The organism is Pantoea sp. SIMBA_079 (assembly GCF_046940275.1).
Lineage (GTDB): Bacteria > Pseudomonadota > Gammaproteobacteria > Enterobacterales > Enterobacteriaceae > Pantoea > Pantoea borealis.
Genome location: NZ_JAWRYR010000045.1, coordinates 1 through 527, shown reverse-complemented (window position 1 = coordinate 527; position 527 = coordinate 1). Strand labels below are relative to the sequence as shown.

2 protein-coding genes are annotated in these 527 nt (G+C 38.7%); one reads left to right on the top strand and one right to left on the bottom strand.

The features are described 5' to 3' along the window. Positions 1-67 precede the first annotated feature (67 nt). Positions 68-304 (top strand): hypothetical protein, encoded by a 237-nt coding sequence (locus tag SB719_RS19010; RefSeq protein ID WP_412159585.1) that lies wholly within the window; start codon positions 68-70, stop codon positions 302-304. A 29-nt stretch (positions 305-333) separates the two neighbouring features. On the opposite strand, the gene SB719_RS19005 is transcribed toward SB719_RS19010, so the two are convergent. Then, positions 334-527 (bottom strand): hypothetical protein (locus SB719_RS19005; protein WP_412159584.1); only part of this gene is annotated, 194 nt, incomplete at its 5' end.

Genomic DNA, 527 nt, shown 5'->3' with positions numbered 1-527 from the left:
CCATCCTAATAACTGTGATATAATAAAGAGAAAACGATGGGGTGTATAATTGAAAAGGCAGTTTTTAATGATCGTAAGTGATGTAACCCAGCCACAAATAGATCGTGTCACCTCAGCAGTCAAAGATTGTAACGAATGGATTGATTTGATTCCGATCGAATCCAAATCCGATGATGGCTACAGCTTATATCTCGATATTCAAAAAGGTGATAGCTCTAAAGTAGTCATCGAAACGCGTACTTTCTTGAGGAATTGGTTCAAGTCTTTAAAAATCGATTGTGATTCAAATCCAAGGGACTTTTAGTAAGAGTCTTTTTTATGTATGAGGAAATTTCACCGTATGTAAGCAACCTTCCACTTTCTCTTCCCCCCATAGTACCAGCTTTCCTTCACAACGAAACGAGAGGCGGGATGAAATGAGTTTTTTCCATGCCCTTTTTTCCAAGTATAAATGCCTGATTTACACAGCATTTGGTCATGAAAAATATTTGCAAATCGTTCACAAGCTAAGGGCAGCTGGCGTGCAG

Coding starts and splice junctions, on each gene's coding strand:
- SB719_RS19010 (WP_412159585.1), top strand. CDS start 68: ATGATCGTAAGTGATGTAACCCAGCCACAAATAGATCGTGTCACCTCA.